The sequence below is a fragment of the Rhodococcus sp. p52 genome, from assembly GCF_000763325.2.
Classification (GTDB): domain Bacteria; phylum Actinomycetota; class Actinomycetes; order Mycobacteriales; family Mycobacteriaceae; genus Rhodococcus; species Rhodococcus pyridinivorans.
In genome coordinates, this window is sequence record NZ_CP016819.1 from 260,279 (window position 1) to 283,378 (window position 23,100).

General features: G+C 69.3%; 29 protein-coding genes. 12 read left to right on the forward strand and 17 right to left on the reverse strand.

From position 1 onward, the window contains the following. Window positions 1–4 precede the first annotated feature (4 nt). From IM25_RS01030 to IM25_RS01040, 3 genes are all read right to left on the reverse strand, one after another. Window positions 5–445: a DUF6918 family protein gene (locus IM25_RS01030; protein ID WP_033096107.1), complete on the reverse strand. Its 441-nt coding sequence runs from the start codon at window positions 443–445 to the stop codon at window positions 5–7. A gap of 98 nt (window positions 446–543) precedes the next feature. Further along, window positions 544–1,539: an o-succinylbenzoate synthase gene (locus tag IM25_RS01035; RefSeq protein ID WP_019291219.1), complete on the reverse strand. Its 996-nt coding sequence runs from the start codon at window positions 1,537–1,539 to the stop codon at window positions 544–546. Then, window positions 1,536–2,168, reverse strand: coding sequence for a PaaI family thioesterase (locus IM25_RS01040; RefSeq protein ID WP_016694320.1), 633 nt, complete (start codon window positions 2,166–2,168; stop codon window positions 1,536–1,538). The genes IM25_RS01035 and IM25_RS01040 overlap by 4 nt, the downstream gene beginning before the upstream one ends. 64 nt (window positions 2,169–2,232) lie before the next feature. Between IM25_RS01040 and IM25_RS01045 the strand changes: the two genes are divergently transcribed. Beyond that, the gene (locus IM25_RS01045) at window positions 2,233–3,126 is read left to right on the forward strand and encodes a 1,4-dihydroxy-2-naphthoyl-CoA synthase (protein WP_016694321.1); all 894 of its coding nucleotides are present in this window, start codon (window positions 2,233–2,235) and stop codon (window positions 3,124–3,126) included. A gap of 87 nt (window positions 3,127–3,213) precedes the next feature. Here IM25_RS01045 and IM25_RS01050 read toward each other — a convergent pair whose 3' ends face one another. Next, entirely contained in the window at window positions 3,214–3,510 is a 297-nt protein-coding gene (locus IM25_RS01050; protein ID WP_016694322.1) for a DUF4193 domain-containing protein, read from the reverse strand. Between the two features lie 185 nt (window positions 3,511–3,695). Between IM25_RS01050 and IM25_RS01055 the strand changes: the two genes are divergently transcribed. The 7 genes from IM25_RS01055 (at window position 3,696) to IM25_RS01085 (ending at window position 8,532) form a co-directional block, all read left to right on the forward strand. Beyond that, window positions 3,696–4,142 (forward strand): hypothetical protein, encoded by a 447-nt coding sequence (locus IM25_RS01055; RefSeq protein WP_033096352.1) that lies wholly within the window; start codon window positions 3,696–3,698, stop codon window positions 4,140–4,142. Window positions 4,143–4,144: 2 nt separating this feature from the next. Next, window positions 4,145–4,528, forward strand: a complete 384-nt coding sequence (locus tag IM25_RS01060; protein WP_065995658.1) for a VOC family protein — start codon at window positions 4,145–4,147, stop codon at window positions 4,526–4,528. A gap of 193 nt (window positions 4,529–4,721) precedes the next feature. Next, window positions 4,722–5,903, forward strand: a complete 1,182-nt coding sequence (locus tag IM25_RS01065; protein ID WP_019291217.1) for an inorganic phosphate transporter — start codon at window positions 4,722–4,724, stop codon at window positions 5,901–5,903. Continuing rightward, entirely contained in the window at window positions 5,900–6,160 is a 261-nt protein-coding gene (locus IM25_RS01070) for a hypothetical protein (RefSeq protein WP_019291216.1), read from the forward strand. The genes IM25_RS01065 and IM25_RS01070 overlap by 4 nt, the downstream gene beginning before the upstream one ends. Window positions 6,161–6,172: 12 nt before the next feature. Then, window positions 6,173–6,472 (forward strand): DUF3349 domain-containing protein, encoded by a 300-nt coding sequence (locus tag IM25_RS01075; protein WP_006552314.1) that lies wholly within the window; start codon window positions 6,173–6,175, stop codon window positions 6,470–6,472. Continuing rightward, complete coding sequence (gene menE / locus IM25_RS01080) at window positions 6,445–7,614, forward strand: o-succinylbenzoate--CoA ligase (RefSeq protein ID WP_442971907.1); 1,170 nt, start codon at window positions 6,445–6,447, stop codon at window positions 7,612–7,614. The genes IM25_RS01075 and menE overlap by 28 nt, the downstream gene beginning before the upstream one ends. Before the next feature lie 48 nt (window positions 7,615–7,662). After that, window positions 7,663–8,532 (forward strand): 1,4-dihydroxy-2-naphthoate polyprenyltransferase, encoded by an 870-nt coding sequence (locus IM25_RS01085; protein ID WP_006552316.1) that lies wholly within the window; start codon window positions 7,663–7,665, stop codon window positions 8,530–8,532. A 42-nt stretch (window positions 8,533–8,574) separates the two neighbouring features. On the opposite strand, the gene IM25_RS01090 is transcribed toward IM25_RS01085, so the two are convergent. Then, window positions 8,575–8,964 carry a phage holin family protein gene (locus IM25_RS01090; protein WP_033096110.1) on the reverse strand — a complete coding sequence of 130 codons (390 nt, stop codon included), beginning with the start codon at window positions 8,962–8,964 and terminating at the stop codon, window positions 8,575–8,577. Between the two features lie 111 nt (window positions 8,965–9,075). Here IM25_RS01090 and IM25_RS01095 point away from each other — a divergent pair, with 111 nt between their 5' ends. Beyond that, a complete protein-coding gene (locus IM25_RS01095; RefSeq protein ID WP_033096111.1) occupies window positions 9,076–10,062 on the forward strand; it encodes a membrane protein in 987 nt (328 codons plus the stop codon). A 21-nt stretch (window positions 10,063–10,083) separates the two neighbouring features. Here the strand turns inward: IM25_RS01095 and IM25_RS01100 are convergent, their stop codons facing one another. The 4 genes from IM25_RS01100 to IM25_RS01115 all read right to left on the reverse strand — a co-directional run bounded on the left by IM25_RS01100 (window position 10,084) and on the right by IM25_RS01115 (window position 12,423). Then, window positions 10,084–10,647 carry a Clp protease N-terminal domain-containing protein gene (locus IM25_RS01100; RefSeq protein WP_033096353.1) on the reverse strand — a complete coding sequence of 188 codons (564 nt, stop codon included), beginning with the start codon at window positions 10,645–10,647 and terminating at the stop codon, window positions 10,084–10,086. Between the two features lie 5 nt (window positions 10,648–10,652). Beyond that, a complete protein-coding gene (locus IM25_RS01105) occupies window positions 10,653–10,868 on the reverse strand; it encodes a helix-turn-helix domain-containing protein (protein WP_065995659.1) in 216 nt (71 codons plus the stop codon). Between the two features lie 77 nt (window positions 10,869–10,945). After that, window positions 10,946–12,043 (reverse strand): PLP-dependent cysteine synthase family protein, encoded by a 1,098-nt coding sequence (locus tag IM25_RS01110; protein ID WP_006552321.1) that lies wholly within the window; start codon window positions 12,041–12,043, stop codon window positions 10,946–10,948. Continuing rightward, window positions 12,040–12,423, reverse strand: a complete 384-nt coding sequence (locus IM25_RS01115; protein WP_006552322.1) for a DUF4229 domain-containing protein — start codon at window positions 12,421–12,423, stop codon at window positions 12,040–12,042. The genes IM25_RS01110 and IM25_RS01115 overlap by 4 nt, the downstream gene beginning before the upstream one ends. Window positions 12,424–12,631: 208 nt before the next feature. Between IM25_RS01115 and IM25_RS01120 the strand changes: the two genes are divergently transcribed. Both IM25_RS01120 and IM25_RS01125 read left to right on the forward strand, forming a co-directional pair. Beyond that, window positions 12,632–12,841, forward strand: coding sequence for a BldC family transcriptional regulator (locus IM25_RS01120; RefSeq protein WP_006552323.1), 210 nt, complete (start codon window positions 12,632–12,634; stop codon window positions 12,839–12,841). A 190-nt stretch (window positions 12,842–13,031) separates the two neighbouring features. Beyond that, window positions 13,032–13,232 carry a hypothetical protein gene (locus IM25_RS01125; RefSeq protein WP_024101710.1) on the forward strand — a complete coding sequence of 67 codons (201 nt, stop codon included), beginning with the start codon at window positions 13,032–13,034 and terminating at the stop codon, window positions 13,230–13,232. Window positions 13,233–13,258: 26 nt separating this feature from the next. On the opposite strand, the gene IM25_RS01130 is transcribed toward IM25_RS01125, so the two are convergent. The 7 genes from IM25_RS01130 to hemL form a co-directional block, all read right to left on the reverse strand. Further along, a complete protein-coding gene (locus tag IM25_RS01130) occupies window positions 13,259–14,224 on the reverse strand; it encodes a MinD/ParA family ATP-binding protein (RefSeq protein ID WP_033096112.1) in 966 nt (321 codons plus the stop codon). Between the two features lie 50 nt (window positions 14,225–14,274). After that, complete coding sequence (gene ccsB / locus IM25_RS01135; protein ID WP_019291209.1) at window positions 14,275–15,258, reverse strand: c-type cytochrome biogenesis protein CcsB; 984 nt, start codon at window positions 15,256–15,258, stop codon at window positions 14,275–14,277. Beyond that, entirely contained in the window at window positions 15,258–16,925 is a 1,668-nt protein-coding gene (gene resB, locus IM25_RS01140; protein WP_065995660.1) for a cytochrome c biogenesis protein ResB, read from the reverse strand. The genes ccsB and resB overlap by 1 nt, the downstream gene beginning before the upstream one ends. Beyond that, a complete protein-coding gene (locus tag IM25_RS01145; protein ID WP_006552329.1) occupies window positions 16,922–17,740 on the reverse strand; it encodes a cytochrome c biogenesis CcdA family protein in 819 nt (272 codons plus the stop codon). The genes resB and IM25_RS01145 overlap by 4 nt, the downstream gene beginning before the upstream one ends. Window positions 17,741–17,742: 2 nt before the next feature. Beyond that, window positions 17,743–18,348: a TlpA disulfide reductase family protein gene (locus IM25_RS01150; protein WP_065995661.1), complete on the reverse strand. Its 606-nt coding sequence runs from the start codon at window positions 18,346–18,348 to the stop codon at window positions 17,743–17,745. Next, complete coding sequence (locus IM25_RS01155) at window positions 18,345–18,995, reverse strand: histidine phosphatase family protein (protein WP_065995662.1); 651 nt, start codon at window positions 18,993–18,995, stop codon at window positions 18,345–18,347. The genes IM25_RS01150 and IM25_RS01155 overlap by 4 nt, the downstream gene beginning before the upstream one ends. 61 nt (window positions 18,996–19,056) lie before the next feature. Beyond that, the gene (gene hemL / locus IM25_RS01160; protein WP_019291206.1) at window positions 19,057–20,382 is read right to left on the reverse strand and encodes a glutamate-1-semialdehyde 2,1-aminomutase; all 1,326 of its coding nucleotides are present in this window, start codon (window positions 20,380–20,382) and stop codon (window positions 19,057–19,059) included. 126 nt (window positions 20,383–20,508) lie between these two features. Here hemL and IM25_RS01165 point away from each other — a divergent pair, with 126 nt between their 5' ends. Next, window positions 20,509–22,455, forward strand: coding sequence for an acyl-CoA dehydrogenase family protein (locus tag IM25_RS01165; RefSeq protein ID WP_019291205.1), 1,947 nt, complete (start codon window positions 20,509–20,511; stop codon window positions 22,453–22,455). On the opposite strand, the gene IM25_RS01170 is transcribed toward IM25_RS01165, so the two are convergent. Continuing rightward, window positions 22,437–22,925: a hypothetical protein gene (locus tag IM25_RS01170; protein WP_006552334.1), complete on the reverse strand. Its 489-nt coding sequence runs from the start codon at window positions 22,923–22,925 to the stop codon at window positions 22,437–22,439. The genes IM25_RS01165 and IM25_RS01170 overlap by 19 nt on opposite strands. Window positions 22,926–23,100 lie beyond the last annotated feature (175 nt).

Consider the following 23,100-nt stretch of genomic DNA (forward strand, 5'->3'; position numbering starts at 1 on the left):
CGGCTCAGCCGGCGTGCTTCTGGATGAGATCACCCAGGCGCGGCAGGGCCTCGACGACGTGCTTCTTGGCCGAGGGGCGCAGCGAGTCGTAGACCTTCTTGACGCCGGACTTCGACGTGCCGGCGATGCGCTCGTCGGTCACCCCGAGAAGAGCGTCGGCGACGACCTCGCCGCGGGCGACCAGGAAGTCCGAGAACGAACCGTTGCCTGCGTACTCCACCCAGAACGGCTGGAGCTTCTCGACGAATTCGGGCAGCAGACCTTCGACGGCACCCGGCACGATGCCCGGGCCGACCTTCTTCACTGCTGCGTAGCCACCCTTGAGGGCGAGACCGGACGCACCCTTCTTGTCCGACACCTCAGCATCGATCAGGGCTTCGACGTCTGCCTTGACCGCCGGGAACTTGTCGGCGCCGAGGAGGGCATCGCCCAGAGCTGCAACCACTTTCACTGCCTCCGTAGATGTGACACTTGTGACCGTTGGGACGCGGGGAACGATATACGACGATTCCGTGCCGTCACAGTCCGCGTCCGGCGAGGTCGTCACAGTCCGCGTCCGGCGAGCACCGTACGGCACCGACGCACCCGTTCGCACCACCACTCGACTCGATCGGGATCGGCCCGCAGCGCATCGAGCCGCTCGGGTTCGGGCTCGACCGCGACGACGTCGAGCGCTCCGTCGGACATGTGCAGAGCCGGCGCGACGTCGGCTTCGAAGAAGCCACCCGTGCCCAGCCCGCAGGCGTACGGGAGGTCGGGCAGGGCAGCGGCCGCCGCGAGACCGGTGGCGATTCCCACCGCCGAGTCGAGAGCGCTCGAGACGACCACCTCGACGCCGTGTCCGGCGAGTTCGTCGGCGAGCGCGACGAGGCGTCGGACCCCGCCGAGCGGCGCGACCTTCACGATGGCGACATCCGCTCCCCCGGCCCGCACGACCCGCAGGGGATCCTCGGCGCGGCGGATGCTCTCGTCCGCCGCGATGCGCACCCCGGGCAGTCGCCGGCGCACCTCGACGAGTTCGGGGACGGTCGCGCACGGCTGCTCGGCGTATTCGAGCGGACCGTCGGCGGTGAGTGCCGTGAGCGCACGGACGGCCTCGTCCACGCTCCAGCCGCCGTTCGCGTCGATCCGGACGTTGGGCACGTGCTCGCGCACGGCCCGGACACGAGCGACATCCTGCGCGAGATCCTGGCCCGGCTCGGCGACCTTCACCTTCGCGGTGCGCGCGCCGGGGAACCGGGCGAGCACCTCGGGGACGCGCTCCGGGCCGATGGCGGGCACGGTCGCGTTGACAGCGATCCGGGAGCGGCGCGGAGCCGGATGGCCCTGCCAGGCGGATTCGATCGCCGACTGCAACCAGTGCGCCGCCTCGTCGTCACCGTATTCGGGGAACGGCCCGAACTCGCCCCACCCGGCGGGTCCGCGCAGCAGCAGCACCTCGCGTTCGGTGATGCCGCGGAACCGGACGCGCATGGGCATCGAGACGACGACCGCCCCGTCGAGCAGCTCGTCCGCGGACGGGAGGGGTAGGGAGGTCACGGCTGGCCCGGCAGCAACTGGACCATCAGCGCCTCGCAGTCGGCGAGGAGGTTGCCGTCGACATCGCGCAGTTCGGCCTTGCAGAAGGCCTTGCGACCGTCCACGCGGTCGACCCAGCCGTCGACGACGAGTTCGGTCTCGATCGGGGTGATCCTGCGGTAGTTGACGTGGAGATAGGCAGTGCGGGCGATCGGCCGGCCGTTGGCGTGGATGACCATGCCGAACAGGTCGTCGAACAGCAGCGGCAACGTGCCGCCGTGCGCGGCCCCGTTGCCTCCGAGGTGGTAGCGGCGGAAGACGCCGCGTTCACGGACACCGTCCGGTCCGTACTTCTCGATCGTCCACGGCAGCAGCAGCGCACTGCCGCGTCCGGGCAGGTCCACGTTGAAGCCGGCGGGCGAGCGGCCCTCGGGCACGGCGTGCTCGGCGAGCAGATCGACCAGGGCCTCGGTCTGCTCGATCGCGCGGTCGACGACCTCGTCCGGTGGGTTCGTGGAGACCATCAGATCCTGCAGACGCCGGAAGGTCTCGACGAAGCGTCCGTAGTTCGGCCCCGCCTTCACCGGTTCGTAGACCGGGAATCCACCGTGGTGTTCGTAGTCGTCGCGGGGATCGGTCTGCTCGCTCATGGTTGTGCACGTTATCGGGCGGCGGCGCACGTCGTCGCGATGCCCGGCCCTTTATGGTGACGAGGTGACCTTCGATCCAGAATTGTGGCGCCCGGTACCCGGGTTCGAGAACCTCACCGACATCACCTATCACCGACACGTCACGCAGGGCACGGTCCGCGTCGCGTTCGACCGTCCCGAGGTGCGCAACGCCTTCCGTCCGCACACCGTCGACGAGCTCTACCGCGTGCTCGACCACGCGCGGACCACCTCCGACGTCGGCGTCGTGCTGCTCACGGGCAACGGCCCGAGCCCGAAGGACGGCGGATGGGCGTTCTGCTCCGGCGGCGACCAGCGGATCCGGGGCCGCAGCGGCTACCAGTACGCGAGCGGCGAGACGGCCGACACCGTCGACAAGGCCCGCGCCGGCCGACTGCACATCCTCGAGGTCCAGCGGCTGATCCGGTTCATGCCGAAGGTCGTCATCGCTCTGGTCAACGGCTGGGCCGCCGGTGGCGGGCACAGCCTGCACGTCACGTGCGACCTGACGCTCGCCTCCCGCGAGCACGCCCGCTTCAAGCAGACCGACGCCGACGTGGGCAGCTTCGACGGTGGCTACGGCAGCGCCTACCTCGCCAAGATGGTCGGCCAGAAGTTCGCGCGGGAGATCTTCTTCCTCGGCGACACCTACACGGCCGAGGAGATGCACCACATGGGTGCGGTCAACAAGGTCGTCGACCACGACGAGCTCGAGAACGTCGCGCTGGAGTGGGCGCAGAAGATCAACGGCAAGTCGCCGCAGGCGCAGCGCATGCTCAAGTACGCCTTCAATCTGCAGGACGACGGACTCGTCGGCCAGCAGTTGTTCGCGGGCGAGGCCACGCGCCTGGCCTACATGACCGACGAAGCGATCGAGGGTCGCGACGCCTTCCTGGAGAAGCGCGATCCCGACTGGTCGCCGTACCCCCACTACTACTGATCCTGACGCGACGAACCGGGCTTCGCCCCTGCTACAGCAGGTGCAAGGCCCGGTTCGCCGCGTAAGGAGGGGTCGTCGGACGGAAGGTCAGACGCAGTCGCGGCAGAAGGCCTGCTCGCCGTCGCCCGTCGCGCGACGGCTGTGGTGCTGGACGAGGAAGCAGCCCATGCAGGTGAACTCGTCCGACTGCTTCGGCAGGACCTGGACCGAGAGCTCCTCCGCCGACAGTGCCGAGAGGTCGGCGCCGGGCAGGTCGAGGGTCTCGAGGATCTCGCCCTCGTCGGTGTCGGCGGCCGCGGTGGGCTTGATGTCCAGCTCGTCCAGGGCAGTGCCACCGCCGCCCAGGATGTCGGTGGTGCGGGGAGCGTCGTAGTCGGTCGCCATGGCAGTTCTCCTCACTCGTTGTCGGCGGTGCCGCGCAGTCGCGGGTTACGGCTGCGTCGGACCCGCTGTGGCAGGCCGGCGCTGTCATGGGCACCGTTGCCGTCAGTAATGTCCCACCCGAAGCTTCGTCAAACACATATGTCCAGTTACGTTCGAACTGTGTGCTCTCGGGCACACTGTGGGACATGACCGATCGCCAGAGTCCGCGAACCGCCCACACCCGCCCGGAAGGCGTCTCCGACGCCACCGTGAAAGCGACCGGCAAACTGTCCGAGGCCCTCGAGACCGTCGAGCAGGCGCGGGGCCATCTCTATGCCTTCCACCAGCTGATGGGCCGCGCCGATCTGCTCACCGGCGACGCCGAGGAGTTGTTCCGCGAGGCCGGGCACGACGAGATCGCCGAGCGTCTCGGCACCGAGATCATCGGACGCAACATCGCCGAGGGCCGCTGGACCTTCCAGCTCGTCGAGGAGTTCGACGACGGCTACTGGTCGGACTTCCGCACCTTCGAGAAGGAGGTGCGTGACGAACTCGTGCAGGGCCGGCGCCATCTGTTCGAAGCTGAGATGAAGGAATCGCGGCGCACACACGGCCGCCGCCATCACGAGGCCCGCCCGGCCGAGGAGCAGTGACGGTGGAGATCCTCAGCAGCCGCACCATCCTCCGGCCGCGCGATCAGGAGGCCGCTCTCGAGTTCTACGGCTCGACGCTGGGACTGGCGATCGCCCGCGAGTATCCCGGCGGAACCGTCTTCTTCGCGGGGCAGTCGCTCATCGAGATCGCCGCCCACGGCCGGTCCGACGACAGCGACGAGGTGTTCCACGGCGCCCTGTGGCTCCAGGTGCGCGACGTCTACGACGCCGAGGCCGAGCTGGCACTGAAGGGTGTGCGCATCGTCCGGGGTGCGAAGCAGGAGCCGTGGGGACTGCACGAGCTGTGGATCGCGGATCCCGACGGGGGTCCGATCGTCCTGGTGCAGATTCCCGAGGACCATCCGTTGCGGCGCGACCTCCGCTGACGAACGGAGGTACCCGGGCACGACCGCAGGCAGTCGCGCGGCACCGGTGATCTTGCACACAAGCCGCGTGGTCTGCTCTGCACTCCGCTCATGGTCGGAGTCCGAAAGAACCGGTCGGGCGTGACGGCGAGACGCAGAATTCACACCCTCGTCGCTGTACATTCACGTGCCCGCTACCCCACAATCGACAGACGTGACCGCAGAGTTCGTCGTGCTCCTGGTGGTGGTCGTCACTGCCCTCGCATTCGATTTCACCAACGGCTTCCACGACACCGGCAATGCCATGGCGACATCCATCGCCACCGGCGCCCTCAAACCCAAAACCGCGGTCACTTTGTCCGCGACCCTCAACCTCGTCGGAGCCTTCCTGTCCGTGGAAGTCGCCGCGACCGTCGCGAAGGGTGTCGTCGACCTCGACACCGTCGGCGGTACCGATCTGTTGCTCATCGTCTTCGCCGGTCTGGTCGGAGCGATCCTCTGGAACATCTCGACCTGGCTGTTCGGCCTGCCGTCCAGCTCGTCGCACGCCCTGTTCGGCGGTCTCGTCGGCGCTGCACTGGCGTCGATCGGTGTCCAGGGCGTGGTGTGGGACGGAGTGCTGGGCAAGGTCCTGATCCCCGCCGTGCTCGCGCCCGTCATCGCGGGGCTGGTGTCCACGGTGGGCATCTGGTCGATGCACCGCCTGACCCGCCCCGTCTCCGCCGAGCACCGCGACCGCGGCTTCCGGCTGGGACAGATCGGCACGGCGTCCCTGATGTCCCTCGCGCACGGCACCAACGACGCGCAGAAGACGATGGGCGTGATCTTCCTGGCCCTCGTCGCCCACGGCACCATCACCGCCGACACCGAGATGCCGTTCTGGGTGAAGGTCGCCTGTGCCGTCGCGATCGCACTCGGCACCTATCTCGGTGGCTGGCGCATCATCCGCACGCTGGGCAAGGGCCTCGTCGAGATCGCCCCGCCGCAGGGCCTGGCCGCCGAGTCGTCGTCGGCCGCCATCATCCTCACCTCGAGCCATTTCGGTCTGCCGCTGTCGACCACGCACGTCGCCACGGGGTCGATCCTCGGAACGGGTCTGGGCACCAAGGGCGCCGAGGTGCGCTGGTCGGTGGCGCGACGGATGGTCGTCGCGTGGGTCATCACCCTGCCGTGCGCCGCGGTCGTCGGAGCGATCTGCTGGGCGCTCGCCCACCTCATCGGCGGCATGTCCGGCGTGCTCGTCGTGTTCGCAATCCTGTGCGCCCTGGCCCTGTTCATGTGGCTGCGCTCGCGCCGGCAGCCCGTCGACGCCTCCAACGTCACCGCCGACTGGGACGACAAGCTCGCCTCGGCGCCGGGTGCCTCCGAAACGGTCAGCGGGGAAGGACGCTTGTGAACCTGTTGACGCACACCCTCGATTCCCTCTGGCAGGTCGTTCTCGTGGGCCTGCTGCTCGGCGCCGGCCTGCCCTCCCTGTTCGCCCTGGGGGTCCGCACGCTCGACGCCGGTCGGGGCAGCGACGGCATACCGAACCCCGTGGCGCGGACCGCCGCGGTGCTGTGCTTCGCCGTGGTCGCCTGCGCGATCCTGGCGGGAATCCTCTTGCTGGCGTCCGATTTCCTCGCCGGAACGTTCGGCATCGACATCTTCTGATCGGAGTGACGGGTGGCTCTCCCGCCGTTTCTCGCTTCCATCGTCGAGTGGCTCCGCGCCGGTTACCCCGAAGGGGTACCGGAACAGGACTACGTACCCCTGTTCGCACTGCTCGCGCGGCGCCTGTCCGACGAGGAGGTCGCCCAGGTCGCCGACACCTTGGTCGAGGACGGTGACCTGTCGATCAACCGCATCGACATCGCGGTCCTGATCAGCAAGATCACCAACAACATGCCGTCGCCCGACGATGTGGACCGGGTCCGCCGCCAGCTCGAGGCAGGCGGATGGGACACGACACAATACGATCTGTGACCACACTCGAGCTCCTGCCCGTCCCTGCCGGGTCCGCCGTCCGCTCCGTGCTGCCCACCCTGCAGCGCATGCTCGACGGTGACGGACCGGCGCTGCTCCCCGTCCCCGCGGGGGACGAGCGGGAGACGCTCCGACTCACCGCAGCACTGAGCCCCGGTGAACCCGTCGCGGACGGTGTGGGACTGGTGGTCGCGACCTCCGGCACGACCGGGACCCCGAAGGGTGCCATGTTGTCCGCGCAGGCGCTGCGCGCGAGCAGCGACGCCACCCACGCCCGGCTGGGCGGGACGGGCTCGTGGCTCCTGGCCCTGCCCGCCCATCACATCGCGGGCATGCAGGTGCTGCTGCGCAGTCTGCTCTCCGGAACCGAACCCGTCGTCGTCGACGTGTCCGCCGGTTTCGATCCTGCGGATCTGCCGGCGGCGGTGGACGCCGTGCCGGGCCCCCGCCGGTACAGCTCGATGGTTCCCACGCAGCTGATCAAGGCCCTCGACCATCCCGACGCCACCGCGGCGCTTGCCCGCCTCGACGCGATCCTGCTCGGTGGGGCCGCGACTCCCGTGCCAATCCTCGACCGCGCCCGCGCGGCCGGCATCACCGTCGTGCGCACTTACGGCATGAGCGAGACCTGCGGCGGCTGCGTCTACGACGGCGTGCCGCTCGACGGCGTGTACGTGCGCGTCGACGGGGACTCGCGGGTGTGGCTCGGCGGCGCCACGCTCGCCTCGGGCTACCGGAACCTGCCCGACCATCCTGCCTTCGCCGAACCCGGCTGGTTCCGCACCGACGACGCGGGCATGCTCGACGACGGGGTCCTGCGCATCCTGGGACGGCTCGACGAGGCCATCTCGACCGGTGGGCTCACCGTGGTCCCCCAGGTGGTCGAGGCCGTGCTCGTCGAGCACCCGGCCGTCCGGGAGGTCGCGGTGGTGGGTCTGCCCGACGCCCGGCTCGGTCAGCGCGTCGCGGCGGTCGTCGTGCCCGTCCCCGGCGCGACGCCGACGCTCGCCGAACTCCGCGACCACGTCGAGGCCACGCTCGATCCCACTGCTGCGCCGCGTGAGCTGCAGGTCGTCGACACGCTGCCGCTGCGTGGACCGGGCAAGGTCGATCGCCGCGCCCTCGTCTCGCGCTTCTCCTGACGGGGTGCGCACGACGCGGCAGGCAGGCCCGGGTGCGAAGATCGATCCATGGCAACGGCTGGTCAATGGCTCGAAGGCGCTCGTCCGCGCACCCTCCCCAACGCGATCGCACCCGTCCTGGCGGGCACGGGCGCTGCGGCGTGGCTCGGTGAGGCCGTGTGGTGGAAGGCGCTGCTGGCACTGGTCGTCGCGCTCGGACTGATCATCGGCGTGAACTTCGCCAACGACTACTCCGACGGCATCCGCGGCACCGACGACGAGCGGGTCGGCCCGATGCGGCTCGTGGGGTCGGGGGCGGCGAGCCCCGGCGCTGTCAAGCGCGCGGCGTTCGTGTGCTTCGGCATCGCGGCCGTCGCGGGACTCGCTCTCGCCGTCACGACCGCCTGGTGGCTCGTGCTCGTCGGCGCGGTCTGCATCGCCGGGGCCTGGTACTACACCGGCGGAAAGAACCCGTACGGCTACAGCGGCTTCGGTGAGATCGGCGTCTTCGTGTTCTTCGGGCTGGTCGCGGTGCTCGGCACCCAGTTCGTTCAGGCCGGTCGCGTCGACTGGGTGGGTCTGGCCTGCGCGGTCGCCGTCGGCTCGATCTCGACGGCCGTCCTGGTGACGAACAATCTCCGCGACATCGCCACCGACGCGGAGACCGGCAAGCGGACCCTGGCGGTCAAGCTGGGCGACCCGAGGACCCGCACGCTCCACCTGGTGCTGGTCGTCGTGCCGTTCGTGATGTCGCTCGTGCTGGTCGCGGCGACGCCGTGGGCGCTCGCCGGCTTCCTCGCCGCACCGTTCGCGGTCCGCGCGCACAAACCGGTGCGGGCCGGTGCCCTCGGTCTCGCGCTGATCCCGGCGCTCAGCGATTCGGGTGTCGCGATGCTCGTGTGGGCGGTAGCCACCGCGCCCGCGCTGGCCTTCGGCTGACCATGACGCGGGCGCGGCGGACCGGGTCGCGGGCGGACGGGATCAGTCGCGGTCCGGGACGACCAGGCCGAGGACGAAGTTGACGATCGCGATGATCACGCCGCCCCACAGCGCCGCCCAGAAACCGTCGATCGTGAGGCCGTACTCGGTGAACCCGCTCAGCCACGCGGTGAGCATGAGCATCAGCGCGTTGACGACGAGCAGGAAGAGCCCGAGGGTGAGGATCACCAGCGGCAGCGACAGTAGCTTCACCAGCGGCTTCACGAGTGCGTTGACGACGGTGAAAATGGCGGCCAGCACGACGAGCGAGATGACCTTGCGGGTCGTGTCGGAGGTGCCTGCGGGATCGGTGAAGTCGATCCCGTCGACCAGCTCGACCGCGAGCCACAGACCGACCGCGTTGATGATCAACCGCAGTATCAGAGAAATCATGGTGCCACTGTGGCACACCGAACTCGGTCTCGTAACGGGCAAATCGGGCCCATCCGGGATCGCCCCTCCCCCTCAGGGGCCTCTCAGCGACGGACGGTAGCGTCGGCCGGCGTGCGTTCACGTCTTCTCCCCCTGCTTCTCGCTGTAGCCGGTCTGCTCCTCGTGGGCACGGGTTCGGTCTTCGCCTGGCTCGACCGCCCCCAGACGACGGTCGCGACCGTCTCGGAAGAGCCGAGTCCCTCTGCGGACGGCGTCGACGAGGCGCGGAGCAATCTGCAGCGGGCCGGACTTCCGCTGTCGGTGCTCGACGGCGGGGTCGGTCAGCTGACGGAGGGCAGCACCCAGCTCGACGACGGTGCCCACCAGCTCTCCGACGGTCTCCGGCAGGCCCGTGACGGCGGGGAGCAGCTCGCCGACGGTCTCGGACAACTCGACGGCGGTGTCGACATGCTCGGCGACGGTGCCCGCCAGGTGAGCGGTGGCGTCGACGAGGTGGTCGACCGGCTCTCCGGTTTCGGGGAGATGCAGGGCGACGTCACCGCGCAACTCGCAGCTGTCGCCGACACGCTCGGTGCGTCTGCAGATCCGGTCTCGCAGGGCGCGGCCGGCCGACTGCGCGGGCTCGTCGAGACCCTCGACACGCAGGGCCTCGGACCGGACACCCTCGCCCAGCTCGGGCAGTTGCGCGACGGCGCACGGCAGCTCGCCTACGAACTCACCGATCCGAACGCGCAGTTCGTTGCGGGCATGGCGCAGGCCGCCGACGGCTCGCGACAGCTCCGCGATGGCCTCGTTCTCCTCGACGACGGTGGCCGAGCCCTGACGGACGGCACCGGACAGCTGGTCGACGGTGTGGGGCCGGTGGCCGACGTCGTCGGTGGCATCGCCGACAACGTCCGGTCGGCCACCGAAGCGCTGCCGCGCACCGCGCCGGCCGCTACGGACACGCAGGCTGCGGAGGTCACGGCGACATCGGATCGTCAGTGGTGGCCGTTCGCGACGATCGCGGTCGGCACGCTGCTGCTCGTCGCGGCGACGGTCGTCCCGCTCGTCGCCGGGCGTCCGCTCGCCGTCGCCCCCGCGCAGCCGACCCGGTAACCACCCGAAGGCTCGACGACCTCAGGCAGCGGCGTCGAGGTGGCCGCTCAGGCGCTGACGGAGCTGCGCGCGCGGCACGTGCGCTTCCACGAGGGCGCCGGTCGCCGGATCGTCGCTGCGCAGCAGTCCGAGCAGGATGTGTTCGGGACGGATGACCCGTTCGCGGCGTGCGATGGCCTCCCGCAGCGCGAGTTCGAGCGACTTCTTCGCCGCCCGGTCGAACGGGATGTGACCGAGCCGGTTCGCGACGCCCCGCCGATCGGCGTTCTTCCCGTCGAGCACCCCCTTGCCGAAGGCCGCTTCGAGACGGCTCCGGACCTCGTCGAGATCGATCCCGATCGCTTCGAGCGCCGCGGCGTCCTCGTCACCGAGCGGGGCGTCGGCGGTGCGGGCGGCCCGGTCGGAGCGGAGCCCGTCGACCGTGAGACCTTCCTCTGCGAGCAGGACCCGCAGCGGTTCGTCCGCAGCGACAGCGGCCCCGATGAGCAGGTGCGACGCCTCGATCCGGGGATCGCACACCCGGATCGCCTCCTGTTGCGCTGCGACAACGGCGGATCTGGCACCGTCGGCGAATCGTTCGAACATGTCGATCACCTGCGCTTCCGATTGTGCTTCTGATGGACCGCCTGGCGGCTGACACCGAGCTCGTCGGCGATGGCCTGCCAGGACCAACCTCGCTCACGGGCATTCGTGACCTGGCCCTCCTCGAGCCGTTCCAGCAGCCGGCGCAGGGCACGCACGGCGCGCAGGCCCACTGCGGGATCGGAGCTCGCGGCGGCAGCGGCGAGGGTGGTGGCTTCACTCATGTTGTCAATATAAGTTGACACCGAGGGCACGTCAACGACGATTGACAGAAACGGAATCTGCGCAGGTGGTGAAGGCTCTACCGGCACCAGCCGCCGGTGGTCGCGAACTTCTCCAGCACCGCGAGCGGCCCTGCGAGGTCCATCCCCTCGGCAGCGACCCACTCGTCGGAGAAATAAGTGTCGGCGTAGCGCTCGCCGCCATCGCACAGCAACGTCACGACGCTGCCCTCACGGCCCTCCGCGAGCATCTCGGCGATCAGGCCGAAGGCTCCCCAGAGGTTCGTGCCGGTCGAGCCGCCCACCCGACGTCCGAGCACGGTGCTCGCGTGCCGCATGGCGGCGATGGACGCCGCGTCGGGCACCCGCACCATTCGGTCGACGACCTCGGGCACGAAGGACGGCTCGACGCGCGGACGTCCGATCCCCTCGATACGCGAGGGCATGCCGGTCGTGTAGTCGGCCGATCCCGTCTCGAACCCGCCGAAGAACGCCGAGTTCTCCGGGTCGACGACCGCCAGCCGTGTCCGGTGACGGCGATAGCGGATGTAGCGGCCGAGGGTCGCGCTCGTGCCGCCGGTTCCGGCGCCGACGACGATCCACTCCGGCACGGGATGACGCTCGAGACGCATCTGCGAGTAGATGCTCTCGGCGATGTTGTTGTTGCCCCGCCAGTCGGTGACCCGCTCGGCGTTCGTGAACTGGTCCATGAAGCAGCCCCCGAGCTCGTCGGCGAGCCGCTGAGCCTCGGTGTAGATCTCGGGCGGGCGGTCGATGTAGTGGCACCGGCCGCCCTGCGCCTCGATGAGCGCGACCTTCGCCGGTGAGGTGCGGCGCGGTACGACGGCGACGAAGTCGAGGCCGAGGAGTCGCGCGAAGTACGCCTCACTGACCGCGGTGGACCCGGACGACGCCTCGATGATCGGGGTCCCTTCACGGATCCAGCCGTTGCACAGGGCGTAGAGGAACAACGAGCGCGCGAGACGGTGCTTGAGGCTGCCCGTGATGTGCGTCGACTCGTCCTTCAAGTACAGGTCGATGCCCCAGTCCGCGGGGAGGGGGTAGCGGAGCAGGTGGGTGTCGGCGCTGCGCTGGGCGTCGGCCTCGATGAGCCGGACCGCGTTGTCGACCCAGTCCCGGGGTGCGCTGCGGTCGACGACCGCACCGGTCGCCGTCACCGCCCGTTCTCGCCGCGCATGCGCTTCTCGAGGTCCGCGCGTTCGGTGCGCCGACGCTCATCGACCGCGGCGATGCCCACGTTGACGCGGCGCCGAAGCGACGCGAAGAGCACGAGCGAGACGGGCAGGGCGATGAGCACGGCGAACAGGGCCGCGACGAGGAGGGGGATTTCCACCCCGAATGCCCGAGGAACGTAGAGAATGAGCAGAGTGAGCACGACCACGAGGGCGAGTCGGGCCACCGAGTACAACGCGACGTCCCGGATCAGAGACCCGGCCCCCGCCTGACCGTCGGCGGCCGTGGCGCCCTCACCGTGAGGGTGTGGAGTGCGCTGGGAGGGGGTATCCGAGGGTTCGTTCCGGCGTTCGTCGTTCACCACTCCAGGTTAACCGGCCGCCCGGACGACGAGCTCCGCGTCGATTTCCGTAAGTCGGACATCCGTCCGTTTTGTCTATTACTTCCGCTTTACCAACCGTAGACCGTTCGAGCAACCAGGGGTATCGGTGCCACCATGGGCTTGGACATCCCGATCGAACAACTCGATCGCGTCGAACAACACGATCACGACAACCGGGAGGACATTCGCAATGAGCGCACCCACTTTCAACGGCGCGAAGGAATCCCTGCTGACCCCGGGCCAGGTGGCGGCACTGTTCCATGTGGATCCCAAGACCGTCACCCGGTGGGCCCACGCCGGCCGATTGGGCTCGCTGCGGACCCCCGGTGGCCATCGCCGCTTCCGTGAGTCCGAGGTCCTGGCGCTTCTCCGCTCCCTCACGACCGAAGCGACACGCTGATCCGAGACAGCAGAATCCGCACCTCCGGCGTACACCTGCCGGATCCCGGCCGACCACCCGCGGAACCCACGTGCCGGACCGGGTTCCTCCCACCTAGAATGTGGACGAACCGGTCTGCGGTCGCCGCGGCCCGGAGGTGCACGGCGAGGGCACGTCCTCGTCCGGCACCACCACGGTCAGGAGGTGCAACGTGCTCTATCTGTTGGCACTCATCGGTGCGGTGACACTCGCCGTCCTGCTGTGGAAGGCGTACGGTCCCACATCTCGTCCGCCGTCCCGCGTGATGGGCCCGGACGACGATCCCGACTTCCTGTGGAAGGTCGATCGCGAGGTGCACCGCCGCCGGAGTGGCGACGGCACCGGCGAGTCCGATCAGGAGCGGGGCGACTGACCGTTCGCGTTACGCCGAGCGGTCTGTCACCGCGCGGCGAAACCGTCGGTGATATCCGCGGCGAGTCCGAGCAGGGCGCGCCGCGTACCCGACTGCAACCGGTCCAGGTCGATCTCCGCCCCTTCTTCGAGGTGGGGATCGAAGGGCAGGACGTGGACCGCGCGGCACCGCTGTTCGAAGTGTCGCACCACGAGGTCGAGGTCGACCTTGCCCGACCTCGGCCGCACCGCGTTGACGACGGCCACCGACCGCTCGACGAGTTCGCGATAGCCGTGCGCGTCGAGCCAGTCGAGCGTGGCCGACGCGCTGCGGGCGCCGTCCACCGAACCGGAACTGATGACGACCAGCGTGTCGGCGTTCTCGAGGATCGCGGTCATAGCGGAGTGCATGAGCCCGGTCCCGCAATCCGTGAGCACGATGCTGTAGAACCGCTCGAGAAGACCCAACGTCCGTTCGTAGTCGTCGGCGCTGAAGGCCTCCGAGACCGCCGGATCGGTGTCCGAGGCGAGCACCTCGAGACGATGCGTGTTCTGCGAGGTGTAGGCGCGCACGTCCGCATATGTCTCGAGCAGCGACTGATCGCGCAGCAGCGTGCGCACCGTGGCCGGCGTCTGTTCGGCCACCTTCTGACTCAACGTCCCGCGGTCCGGATTCGCATCGACCGCGACGATCCGATCGCCACGCAGCTCCGCGAAGGTCGAGCCGAGCGTGACCGTGGTGGTCGTCTTGCCCACCCCGCCCTTGAGACTCAGCAGGGCGATCCGATGGCAGCCGTGCAGCGGTGCACGCACCCGCTCGGCCGCTTCCTCCTTGCGTTGCTGCCGGGAACTCTCCCCCACGTGCACGCGACCACCGGTCGCCCGGTAGACGACCCGCCGCCAGCCCTTCCGCGGCGGCGCGGCGACCGGACGTACAAGTAGCGACGAGTCCAGCGCCGTCGCGTCCAATGCGTGTCCGTCGAGCCCCGACGACCCGTTACCGGCCCCATTCACCGCGTTCCCCCCCGTCGACTGTCACGGACGACGGCGCGACGATAGCAGCCTCAGTTGAGCCCGGCGTACGAGTGCAGGCCCGACACAACCATGTTGATGATGAACAGGTTGAACAGCATCGCGATGAAACCGGCGACGTTGATCCAGGCCGCGCGGGTGTTGCGCCAACCGGAGGTCGCACGTGCGTGCAGGTAGGCGGCGTAGACGACCCACGTGATGAACGAGACCGTCTCCTTCGGGTCCCAGCCCCAGAATCGTCCCCAGGCCGCCTCGGCCCAGATGGCACCGAGGATGATGCCGGCACCGAACAGCGGGAAACCGATAATCGTGGTGCGGTAGGCGAGCCGGTCGAGAGTCTGGGCGTCGGGCAGACGCTCGGCGAGCGCCGCGAACACGCCGCTGCGCTCCTCACCCTTGGGGAAGCGGATGCGCAGCAGGAACAGCAGGCTCGCGACACCCGAGACGAGGAAGATGCCGCTGCCGACGCTGATGATCGTCACGTGGATCGGCAGCCAGAACGAGCGCAGCGCGGGAACCACGGGAGCGGCGTCGGCGTAGAGCACGGTCGCCGCGAGGAACATGAGGATCAGGACGGGGACCAGCAGGTACACCCACATGGTCCGGTAGGCCGGCTTGCGCAGGACGATCAGGCCGAAGATCACGGCGGCGGTGCACGCCATCGCGACGAACTCGTACATGTTGCCGAGCGGGAATCGCTCGGTGGCCAGGCCGCGCAGGACGATCGAGGCGAGCTGCAGGCCCGCGACCACGACGACGAGCGCGCGTCCCATGTTGCCGAGACGCTGCGACACGGTGCGCTTCGGCGTCTGGTCGATCCGTCCCGGCCCGGTCGCGCGCTCGGCGGGGGCCTGCTGCCTTCCGGCGGCCACGAGTTCGCGTTCCCGCTCCGCCACGACGTCGGCCCGGTGGGTCGCGTACTCGGCGATGAGCAGCAGCAGAGCCAGCACGAGCACCGCGAACGCCGATTCGAAGGCCCAGTCGCTGTACTGCGCGAGGGTGTCGTTCTCTGTCATCAGTTCTTCTTCTCCTGTGCCGCCGGGGCGGAGGGTGCATCGTCGCCGAGAAGGCGCTCGACCAGCCGGTCGAACTCGTCTCCCCATCCGGCCTGATCGGTTCGTGCGAGACCGCCGAGCTCTACTACGGTCCGTCGTTCGCCGTCGCTCACTGTACCGTCCGGGTACGCGCGTGCCCACACTCTGCGTCGTTTGACCAGCAGCGACACGAGCAGTCCGCCCATCATGAAGATCGCCGCGACCAGCACCCACTGCTGAGCCGGGTCGTGGGAGACCTGCAGGTTGACGAAGTCGGTGGCCTTGTCGAATCGCACCTCGGTGCCGTCGGCGAGCGTCACGCTCTCCCCCGGACGCAGGTTGACACGATCCTGCTTCACGAGGCGTCCCTGATTGATCAGTTCCTTGTTGAGCGAGAACAGCGACTGCGGGTTGCCGGTGTCGAGACCGGAGTCGCCCTTGTAGATGTCGATGGCGACAGCCGGGTCCGTCAGGGCGGGGAAGATCGATGTGAGCAGCGTGCCGTGGAAGGACGCCGTCGGCGCGAACAGTCCCTCGATCGCGATCTGGTTCTTCCGGCGCTCGTCGGCGTCGGGGTACATGCCACCGGGCGGGTCGAAGCGCATGGCGCCGCTGCTGAGGAAGGTCGTCGCGTCGTCGGGCGCCCACTGCATCGTTTCGGTGCGGGTCTCGCCGTTCGGCCAGGTGACCGTGAAGGTCGGGGCGTAACCGTGACCCTGTAGGTACACGCGGTCGCTGCCGACCCGCAGCGGATGGTTGACCTTCAATTGCGCGTCGCGCCAGGTGTTCGTGACGAGGTCGTCGCCGTACTGGTACTCGATGTCGGAGGTGAACATCTCGGCCTGGCCGTTGTCGAGATAGTCGGCGACGAAGGTGTTCACCCGCACGCACATGGGGTTCAGACCGGTGCCGTCGAGCGTGCTGCCGGCGCGGAACGAGTCGAAGGAGGCGGGCGAGGTGGTGCAGAACTCCTCACCGTTCGCGACGAGGATGCGCTGCCCCTCGTAACCGAAGAGCTTGCCGGCGGCGACGGCGACGAGCAGCCCGACGAGGGAGATGTGGAAGACCAGGTTGCCGGCCTCGCGCAGATAACCCTTCTCGGCGGACAGGGTCACCTCGCCGTCACGCCCGCGGGCACCGCCCTCGCGGCGCACGACCTTCCAACCGCGCAGCTCTTTCTGGATCCGGTCGAGGGCGTCGGCGGGGGCCTCGGCCACCATCGTCTGTGTGTGGTGCGGCAGGCGCTGCAGGTTGCGCGGCGCGGCGACCGGCGGGGGGCGCAGGGCGTGGAAGTGCTCGACGCAGCGCGGCAGGATGCAGCCGACCAGCGAGACGAACAGCAGCACGTAGACGGCGGTGAACCAGAAGCTTCCGAAGACGTCGAACAGCTCGAAGCGGTCCATGATCGGTCCGAGCGTCGGCCGGGCCGCGATGTACTCGTCGACCTTCTGGGTGTTGAGGCTGCGCTGCGGCAGGAGTGCGCCCGGGATCGCGGCGAGCGCGAGCAGGAACAGCAGGACCAGCGCGGTCCGCATCGACGTCAGGCCGCGCCAGGTGTTCCGCACGAAGGCCGTGGCACGTCCGAACGCGGCCTGTCGCGGCGGAGGCGACGGCTGCGGTGCGGGGGTCGGGGTGTGTGTCGCGGTCATACGGGCAGAGTCACTTCCGAGATGAACGAGTCACGGACCCAGGACACGAACAGGTCCCACGCACCGGTGACGAGAGCGATGCCGACGGCCATGAGCATCAGGCCACCGACGATTTGCACGGTCCGCGCGTGGGTGCGCAGCCAGCCCACCCCGCGCAGCGCCCGCGCCGAACCGAGCGCGAGCACGACGAACGGCAACCCGAGGCCGAGGCAGTAGGCGACGATCAGCGTCACCCCGCGTGCCGCGGTGGTGCCCTCGGTGCCCGCCGCGAGCGAGATGACGCCGGCGAGGGTGGGACCGAGGCACGGGGTCCACCCGAGCGCGAACACCGCGCCGAGCAGCGGGGCTCCCGCAAGGTTCGAGATGCGCCGGGGCGCCGGACGCGTGTCGCGCTGCAGGACTGGGATGAGACCGATGAAGACCAGACCCATCACGATGGTGACGACACCACCGATCCGCATGAGCAGTTCGCGGTTGACGGCGAGCGCGGAGATCGCCCCGAACACCGAGGCCGTCGCGAGGACGAACACCACGGTGAATCCGAGGACGAACAGCCCGGCGGCACCGGCCACCCGGAGGCGGCCGTCGCTGCGGACGGTCGTGGTGCGGGCACCGGCCTGCTCGGCGGTGACGGCGGGGGCCTCGGCTCCCACCACTCCGGCGAGGTAGGACAGATAGCCGGGAACGAGCGGCACGACGCACGGCGATGCGAAGGAGACGAGACCGGCGAGCAGGCACGCGCCCATCGCCAGCAGCAGCGGACCCGACAGGGCCGCGTTCTGGAAGGTCTCCCCGACACCCGACGCAAGGATCACTGTTACTGCTCCGAATCCGGTTCCGCCGCGACCCGTTCGACGACCGGTTGCAGGTCCTCGGCGAGCAGTTCGGTCAGGTAGACCGCAGCCACGCGGTGCTCACGGTCGAGGACGACCGTCGTCGGCACGACCGAGGTCGGGTAGTTGCGGCCGAGGGCGAGCAGCGACCGCATCGGCGGGGCGTAGATCGACGGGGAGCCGATCCGCTGGTCGGTGACGAAGTCCTGGGCCTTGTCGCGCTGATTGTCGCGGACGTTGATGCCGAGGAACTGCACCCCGAGATCTTTGGTGGCCTCGTAGACCTCCTCGAGATCGTCGGCTTCGCTGCGGCACGGCGCGCACCACTGGCCCCACACGTTGAGCACGACGACCTGGCCCTCGTAGTCGTCGAGGGAGATGGTCTCGCCCTCGTTCATGAGGTCCTCGCCGGTGAGCTCACCGAGGGTGCCCCGGTCGGCCGGGGGGTCGTAGAAGATGCGGGTCTGCCCGCCGGGCGAGACGAAGTCGAACGTTCCCCCGGTGGCGACGGCGTCGTCCCCGGTGGCGCAGGAGGTGAGAAGGACGGCACCGCAGATCGCGGCGACCGTCGCCCGGAACACCTTTCTCATGCGCCGTGGACGTTCGGGTCGGAGGCGCCGGCCGGCTCGGAGTAGACCAGGTCGACGAGGGGGTCACCCTCGTAGACCAGGGAGGTCAGCGAGGCGAGGCTGCACTGGCGGCGACGCGGGTCGTGCCACAGTCGCTCGCCCTCGAGGAAGCGGCGCAGCGTCCACACCGGGAGTTGGTGGCTCACGCACACCGCTTCCCGCCCCACCGCGGCCACGCGGGCCGCGTGGACGGCGGCGAGCATGCGGTGGGCGATCTGCAGGTAGGGCTCGCCCCAGGAAGGGGTGAACGGATCGCGCAGCTTCCACCAGTGGCGCGGGCGGCTGAGCGCACCGTCGCCGACCGAGACCTTCAAGCCCTCGAAGTCGTTGGCCGCCTCGATGAGGTTCTCGTCGGTGCGGATCTGCAGTCCGTGCTTCTCCGCGATCGGGGCGGCGGTCTGCTGGGCCCGTTCGAGCGGGGACGCGACCACGTGTGCGATGTCGTGGTCGGCGAGCGACGCCGCGACCGCACGTGCCTGGGCCTCACCGGTCACCGACAGCTTGAAGCCGGACAGGCGGCCGTAGAGGATTCCGGAGGGGTTGTGGACCTCTCCGTGGCGGAGCACGTGCACGATCGTGCGGGTCTCGGACGGGGCGGCGTCGGTCACGTCGATGTTCCTCGAGGGGTGTGGGAGGGGCGGATCGGGCTGGGCAGGCAGGAGAGCGGTGCTACGGCGCGGTCGCCGCGGCGGCCGCGCGCGCGGCGTGCGGCAGCGCGTCGGCGACCCGCGAGAACGCGTCGTCGTCGAGCGCGGACGAGACGAACCACGTCTCGAAGGCACTCGGGGGTGCGTAGACGCCGCGCTCGAGCAGCGCGTGGAAGAAGGCCGGGAAGCGCCAGGTCTGCGCGGCCTTGGCCTGCTCGTAGTTCGTCACCGGCTCATCGGTGAAGAAGACGCTCAGCAGCGTGCCGGCATTCTGGACGCGGTGCGGCACCCCTTCGGCGGCGAGTGCCTCCCCCAGCAGACGCCCGAGGGTCTCGGAGTTGCGGTCCAGGTTGGCGTAGACCTCGGCGTCGGCGGCACGCAGGCTCGCGAGGCCGGCGGCCACGGCGACGGGATTACCGGACAGGGTGCCGGCCTGGTAGACCGGTCCGCTCGGGGCGAGATGGGACATGACGTCGGCGCGGCCACCGAAGGCCGCGGCGGGCAGACCTCCGCTCATGACCTTGCCGAAGGTCATCAGGTCGCCGGAGACACCGTCGATGCCGTGCCAGCCGGTCGGGCTCGCGCGGAAGCCGGTCATCACCTCGTCCATGATCAGCAGCGCGCCGTGCTCACGGGTGAGCTCGCGCAGGCCCTCGTTGAAGCCGGACACCGGCGGGACGGTGCCCATGTTGCCGGCGGCGGCCTCGGTGATGACCGCGGCGATCTCACCGGGGTTCGCCTCGAAGGCGGCGCGCACGGCGGCGAGGTCGTTGTAGGGGGCGACGATGGTGTCGCCCGCCTGGGCGCCCGTGACGCCGGGCGAGGTGGGCAGACCGAAGGTGGCGAGGCCGGAACCGGCGTCGGCGAGCAGCGCGTCGACGTGACCGTGATAACAACCCGCGAACTTCACGATCTTCGACCGTCCGGTGAATCCGCGCGCGAGACGGACGGCGCTCATCGTCGCCTCGGTGCCGGAGTTGACGAGCCGGACCTGCTCGACGGGTGCGATGCGGGCGACGATCTCCTCGGCGAGTTCGACCTCACCCTCGGTGGGGGCACCGAACGACAGACCCGCCGGCGCGGTGGATCGGACGGCCTCGACGACCGCCGGATGCGCGTGCCCGAGAATCATCGGGCCCCAAGAACACACCAGGTCGACGTAGGTTTTTCCGTCGACGTCGGTGAGCAGCGGACCCGATCCCGATGCGAAGAAAGGAGGATTGCCGCCGACCGATCCGAACGCGCGGACCGGAGAGTTGACGCCCCCCGGTGTCACCTTCGATGCCCGGTGGAAGAGTGCGGCGGATCGAGTGTCGTGGGTGGACGAAGCATCGGGGGTCGCAGTCACGACTTCCAGTGTCCGTAGTTTCGCGGGATTTGCCAAAAACAGTGGTCCTCAAACCTCATGTGTTTTTTCTCCCTTACCAGGAAAAAGGGACACCGTGAGTGACTTGTCGCACCTATCGTCTGAGGCATGCCGACGACAGCCGAACACCTGCGCATCGCACTCGACGGTGCGTGGCACGAAGCACGCGAACGCGCACGCAAGGATCTCGCGCACGAGAAGTTCGCACCGCACTACACCCCCGAGACCGACAAGGCGCGCGCCATCACGCTCGAGCAGATGCGCATCCTCGCCGAACACGGCTATGCCGCGGCGGGCTTCTCCGTCGAGTCCGGCGGCACGGGCGACGCGGGCGGCGCGGTCGCATCCATCGAGATGCTCGCGATGTCCGACCTGTCGCTGATGGTCAAGGCGGGCGTGCAGTGGGGCCTGTTCGGCGGTGCCATCGAGAACCTCGGCACCGAGCGGCACCACGAGAAGTACGTCAAGCAGCTCATCGACCTCGACGTGCTCGGCTGCTTCGCGATGACCGAGACGGGCCACGGCAGCGACGTGCAGTCGCTCGAGACCACGGCGACCTATGATCCGGACACCCAGGAGTTCGTGATCCACTCCCCCACCCCGTCGTCCCGCAAGGACTACATCGGTGGCGCGGCGCAACACGCCCGGTTCGCGGCCGTCTTCGCGCAGCTCGTCACGCAGGGTGAGACGCACGGTGTGCACTGTTTCGTCGTCCCGATCCGCGACGAGGACGGCAACGACCTGCCGGGTGTGACGACCTCCGACTGCGGTTACAAGGGCGGCCTGCCGGGTGTCGACAACGGCCGCATCGTCTTCGACCAGGTGCGCATCCCCCGGGAGAACCTGCTCAACAAGTACGCGGACGTCGAACCGGATGGCACCTACGCCTCGGACATCGACAACCCGAGCCGACGGTTCTTCACGATGCTCGGCACGCTGGTCCGCGGGCGCATCACCGTCGGCGGCTCGGCGGGTGCGGCGGCGCGGGTCGCGCTGAGCATCGCCACCCGCTACGCCGAGAAGCGTCGCCAGTTCGACGCCCCCGGGCGCGACGGCGAGGTGCCGATCATGGACTATCTCGTCCACCAGCGGCGCCTGCTCCCGCTGATCGCCCGCTCGTACGCGCTCGGCTTCGCCCAGAACGAGCTGCTCACGACGATGCACCGGCTGCAGTCGACGTCGTTGCAGGAACTCGACGCGCAGGAACAGCGCGAACTCGAGGGTCGCGCGGCCGGCCTCAAGGCCGCCAACACCTGGCACGCGTCGCGGGCGATACAGGAGTGCCGCGAGGCGTGCGGTGGTGCCGGCTACATGGCCGAGAACCGGCTGACGGCGCTGCGCGCGGACGTGGACGTGTTCACGACCTTCGAGGGCGACAACCACGTCCTGACCCAGCTGGTCGCGAAGGAACTGCTCACGGCCTACGCCGACGAGGTGCAGGGCATGAGCCCGGTGGAGTGGATGCGCTTCGCCGCGACCACCATCTCCGACATCGTCAAGAAGCGCACCGCGGCGCAGCAGATCATCCAGACGATCGTCGACACCCGCCAGGACAACGAGGAGGACGGCAGCCTCTTCGACCGCGGCACCCAGGTGACGATGTTCGAGGACCGTGAGCAGTACCTGCTGTCCACTGCGGCCCGGCGCCTGCAGGCCGCGATGAAGCGTGAGGACAACCCGTTCGACGCCTTCAACTTCGTGCAGGACCACGTTCTGCACGCCGCCCGCGCGCACATCGACCGAGTCGTGCTCGAGGCGTTCGTCGCCGCGATCGAGGACTGCAAGGACGAGACCGCCCGCGACCTGCTGTCGGAGCTGTGCGATCTCTACGCGCTGACGATCATCGACGAGGACAAGGCGTGGTTCATGGAGCACCGCCTGCTGTCGGTCGAACGCGCCAAGGCCGTCACACGCGGGATCAACGAGCGGTGCCGCAGCCTGCGTCCGCACGCGTTGACGCTCGTGGACGGGTTGGGTGTGCCCGACTACCTGCTCGGCTCGGCCATGCTCGACCGTGAGGGAGCGGTCGTCCCACCTCAGGACGTCGCAGTCTGACCGGGTTCGCCGACGAGCTCGCCGAGCCGTGCTCGCAGCTCGTCGGCGTCCTTCGCCCACGCCCGCACGAACGTTCCTCCGATGAGCCGCAGTCCGACGGGCTTGCGGCCGCGCGGCACATCCGCCAGTTCGCCGAGGCTCCGGGCGGTCTCCCAGCGTTCCGGATCGCGCCGGTCGTCCGGTGGCGGCGGCAGCACCGCCTCGATCTCGGCGACCGGCAGTTCCTCGGTGCCCTGCCGCAGGACCGTGGAGGTGAGCTCGACGCTGACGTGCCGACGAGCAGCCACGACCATCACGTAGGAAAAGCCGGCGAGCACGATCGCGATGATCGGCAGCGCGACCCAGTGCACGACGGGGCCGGTGAACAGTTCGACGACGAGGGCCACGACGCAGACCAGCGGGCCGATGGCGACCGTGCGCCAGCGCGCTCCGGGTTCGTGGAACAGCGGCCCGGCCGGGTCGGTGCCCATCGGATCAGGGGTTGCCGGATCAGGGGTCGCCGGATCGGGGGCCGTCGGGTCGGTCAAGCGGCGAACGCGCCGGGGATCACCAGCAGCACGGTGGTCACCAGTCCGAGGAGGGCGATGAGAGCGATCAACACCAATTCGCGACGGCGCCCATAGGGCCGCGGTTCCACCTGCATGA

Excerpts from the sequence above, each read along its gene's own strand:
- IM25_RS01040 (WP_016694320.1), bottom strand. The coding sequence starts at position 2,168 with ATGAGCGAGCAGACCGATCCCCGCGACGACTACGAACACCACGGTGGA.
- IM25_RS01050 (WP_016694322.1), bottom strand. The coding sequence starts at position 3,510 with ATGGCGACCGACTACGACGCTCCCCGCACCACCGACATCCTGGGCGGC.
- IM25_RS01055 (WP_033096352.1), top strand. The coding sequence starts at position 3,696 with ATGACCGATCGCCAGAGTCCGCGAACCGCCCACACCCGCCCGGAAGGC.
- menE (WP_442971907.1), top strand. The coding sequence starts at position 6,445 with ATGGGACACGACACAATACGATCTGTGACCACACTCGAGCTCCTGCCC.
- IM25_RS01085 (WP_006552316.1), top strand. The coding sequence starts at position 7,663 with ATGGCAACGGCTGGTCAATGGCTCGAAGGCGCTCGTCCGCGCACCCTC.
- IM25_RS01090 (WP_033096110.1), bottom strand. The coding sequence starts at position 8,964 with ATGATTTCTCTGATACTGCGGTTGATCATCAACGCGGTCGGTCTGTGG.
- IM25_RS01100 (WP_033096353.1), bottom strand. The coding sequence starts at position 10,647 with ATGTTCGAACGATTCGCCGACGGTGCCAGATCCGCCGTTGTCGCAGCG.
- IM25_RS01105 (WP_065995659.1), bottom strand. The coding sequence starts at position 10,868 with ATGAGTGAAGCCACCACCCTCGCCGCTGCCGCCGCGAGCTCCGATCCC.
- IM25_RS01120 (WP_006552323.1), top strand. The coding sequence starts at position 12,632 with ATGAGCGCACCCACTTTCAACGGCGCGAAGGAATCCCTGCTGACCCCG.
- ccsB (WP_019291209.1), bottom strand. The coding sequence starts at position 15,258 with ATGACAGAGAACGACACCCTCGCGCAGTACAGCGACTGGGCCTTCGAA.
- resB (WP_065995660.1), bottom strand. The coding sequence starts at position 16,925 with ATGACCGCGACACACACCCCGACCCCCGCACCGCAGCCGTCGCCTCCG.
- IM25_RS01150 (WP_065995661.1), bottom strand. The coding sequence starts at position 18,348 with ATGAGAAAGGTGTTCCGGGCGACGGTCGCCGCGATCTGCGGTGCCGTC.
- IM25_RS01165 (WP_019291205.1), top strand. The coding sequence starts at position 20,509 with ATGCCGACGACAGCCGAACACCTGCGCATCGCACTCGACGGTGCGTGG.
- IM25_RS01170 (WP_006552334.1), bottom strand. The coding sequence starts at position 22,925 with ATGGGCACCGACCCGGCCGGGCCGCTGTTCCACGAACCCGGAGCGCGC.